This is a genomic window from Rhodococcus sp. HNM0563 (assembly GCF_012726195.1).
In the GTDB taxonomy this organism is placed as follows: domain Bacteria; phylum Actinomycetota; class Actinomycetes; order Mycobacteriales; family Mycobacteriaceae; genus Rhodococcus.
This window is the reverse complement of the sequence record NZ_JAASAF010000022.1, coordinates 1-3,110: the sequence shown is the minus strand read 5'-3', so window position 1 is coordinate 3,110 and position 3,110 is coordinate 1. Positions and strand designations below refer to the sequence as shown.

The 3,110-nt window shown below is 66.3% G+C and carries 2 protein-coding genes; both read left to right on the top strand.

Features of this window, described 5'->3' with window-relative positions:
* A partial coding sequence (locus HCA61_RS25745) for a condensation domain-containing protein (RefSeq protein ID WP_169691040.1) occupies positions 1-2,625 on the top strand: 2,625 nt, incomplete at its 5' end.
* A gap of 248 nt (positions 2,626-2,873) precedes the next feature.
* Positions 2,874-3,110: hypothetical protein (locus tag HCA61_RS26090; protein WP_206040608.1), on the top strand; the 237-nt coding region annotated here is incomplete at its 3' end.

Here is a 3,110-nt window from a genome sequence, read left to right as displayed (position 1 = left end):
ATCAGTTTCAACTATCTGGGGCGTGTGTCCGGTGCGGATGTGCCGGAGGAGTTGGCGGCGATCGGGTGGGCGCCCACGGATGCGCTCGGCAAGCTCGACGTGGTCCAGGACGCGGACATGCCCGCGAACGCTGCGGTCGACATCAACGCCGTGGTCAGCGACGGGCCCGAGGGTCCGCAGCTCGGCGCGAACATCGCGTTCCCGGCGGGGTTGCTCGATCGCGACGATGTCGACGAACTCTCCCAGCACTGGATTGCTGCGCTGAGCGCCCTCGCGGAGTACGCGACGGGGCCTCAGGCAGGTGGACTCACCCCTTCGGATCTGCCGCTTGTCGACCTCGATCAGACCGAGATCGAACACTGGGAGCGCCGCTACCCGGCGCTCGACGACGTGTGGCCACTCTCACCTCTGCAGTCCGGTCTGCTGTTCCACGCATCGATGATCGACGAGAGTCACGTCGATGTGTACACGATGCAGGCGGTGCTCGACCTCGAAGGCACAGTCGACGTGGAGCGCCTGCGCGGTGCAGGTCAGGCGTTGCTCGACCGGTACCCGAATCTCCGCACCGCGTTCGTCACCGACGACAAGGGCGACTCGGTTCAGTTGGTGCTCGACGAGGTCGAACTGCCTTGGAAACAGGTCGATCTCGGAGATCTGCCGGTCGACCGTCGCGAGGCGGAACTCGAGGAGGTGCTTGCAGCCGAGCAGGCCCGCCGGTTCGACATGGAGACAGCTCCGCTGATGCGGTTCCTGCTCGTGAAGGAAGCAGATGACCGGTACCACCTCGCGGTCACGAGCCACCACATCCTGCTCGACGGCTGGTCGATGCCGCTGCTCATGCAGGACCTGATGGCCCTGTACGTGCTGCGCGGAGATCAGTCGTTGCTGCCGCGTGTCCGCTCGTACCGCAACTTCCTGTCCTGGTTGTCGGAGCAGAATCGCGACGACTCCCTCGACGCGTGGGCGGACACTCTGCGCGGCGTCGAGGAGCCGACGATCCTGGCACCGATCGTCCGCGACGCGGACAACGACACGATCGCCACGGTGTCGGTGCTCTACGACACCGAACGGACCGCGCGGTTGACCACGCTCGCCGGGCGGCTCGGCGTGACGGTCAATACCCTGGTCCAGGCGGCGTGGGCAGTGCTCGCCGGTCGGTTGACCGGACGGACCGACGTGGTGTTCGGCGCGACCGTCTCCGGGCGTCCCGCAGACCTGCCCGGCGTGGAGTCGATGGTGGGTCTGTTCATCAACACGCTGCCGGTCCGGGTGAACGCCGAACCGGACGAGTCGGTCGTGGCATTGCTTACGCGTCTGCAGGCGGAGCAGGCCGGACTCCTCGATCACCACTACGTCGGCCTGTCCGACATCGAAGAGCGCGCAGGCACCCCGATCGGGTTCGATTCGCTGCTGGTGTTCGAGTCGTATCCGATCGACCGTGAAGCACTGTCCGATGCGGCAGGCTCGATCGACGGGATGACCATCACGGGGGTGAATGTCAAGGACGCGACGCACTACCCGATCACGCTGCTCACCGTCGCCGACACAGCAATCGACTTCACGTTCAAGTACCTCGAGCGCTTCTTCGACGAGGCCGCGATCTCGCGGGTCTCCGAGCAGTTCGTCCGGGTGCTCGACGCGTTCGTCGACGACCCGGATGCGCCGGTCGGTGACATCGATCTGCTCGGTGCCGACGAGGCGGCCCGCATCGTCGAGGAATCGGGACCGGCGACTCCGGTCGTCGCATCCGCGGCACGCACCCTGGCCACCGTCCTCAGTGAGGTCCTCGAGGAGGACCCGTCCGCTCCGGCTCTGGCGGTACCTGCGGACGCGGCTACCGGTGAGGAAGGACGCGAGTTCTCGTACCGGCAACTCGACGAGCAGTCGTCGCAGCTTGCCCGTGTGCTCATCGCACGCGGTCTGGGAACCGGGGACACCGTGGCCATCGCGATACCGAGGTCGGTGGCTTCGGTGGTCGCGCAATGGGCCGTGGTGAAGACCGGCGCGGCCCTTGCGATCGTCGACTCTCAGCGGTGGACGACAACTGTGCCGTCGGGCGCGGTGCTCGGCTTGACTGTTGCGGCCGTGACCGCAGGCGCACCGGCCGGCGACTGGCTCGTGATCGACGACGAGGCGTTCACACGAGAAAGTGCAGCGATGCCGGCGGATCCGGTCACATATGCCGATCGTGTGCGTCCGGTCGAGTCGTCCGACCCGGCGGTGCTTCTCGATTCGCGAACGCTTTCCAACGCGGAAGTGGTCGATTTGCTCGCTACGCTGCGCGACCGGTACTCGATGACCTACGAGTCGCGGAGTGCGGCGGTTTCGGCAGCGGGAATCAACGGTGCGGGAGCGACGGCACTGGCGCTCGAACAGTTGCTCGTCACCGCGACGGGGGCGGCCGTCGTGCTCGTGCCGGAGGGCATCGTCGGTGGTGAGGACCTCGATGGTCTTCTCTACAACGAATGGGTCACGCACGCCCACCTGCCTGCGGCGTCCCTGGAGACCCTCGAACCCGGTCTCGAAGACCTCGCAGTGGTCGTGGTTGTCGATCAAGCGCCGGCGGGAGTGCTCACGCAGTGGCAGAGTGCACATCAAGTGCACGTAGTTGCTGACCAGCATTGATGCGCGTGGGGTCGCCGAGAGGCGGCCCCACGATCGTTCGCCTGCAGGTGCCGAGTTCGGCCGACGGTAACGTCGAAGCTGCCCGGAGAGATCTAACCAAGAGGTTACTAACGGGTAAGGAAAGCTCGCCGATACAGATGACTATGCTGGCTCGGTTCGCGTCAGGCGAGCTTTGAGGTACCGAAAGCGAAGGGTGTGGGCTTTACATGCGTTCACGACACGACGGCGGCTCGGATGGGGTTACTCCGATGAATGCCCCGCAGTCGAACGAGTCGAAGCCGACGGTACCCGACTCGAGCCTCGAAGCTCCGGGACAGGCCGCACCTCGCCGTACCACCGAGCGCGGCGGTGGCCGCGCCCCTCGCCCGGCCAGAGCTCCGCGGGCACCTCGCGCCGAGCGTCCCGCCCGTGGGCGTGGTCGGGGTGTGGTGTTGCCGCAGTTGTTGGTGTCGGCGGTGGAGTCGTGTGGTGATGCGGTGGCGGTG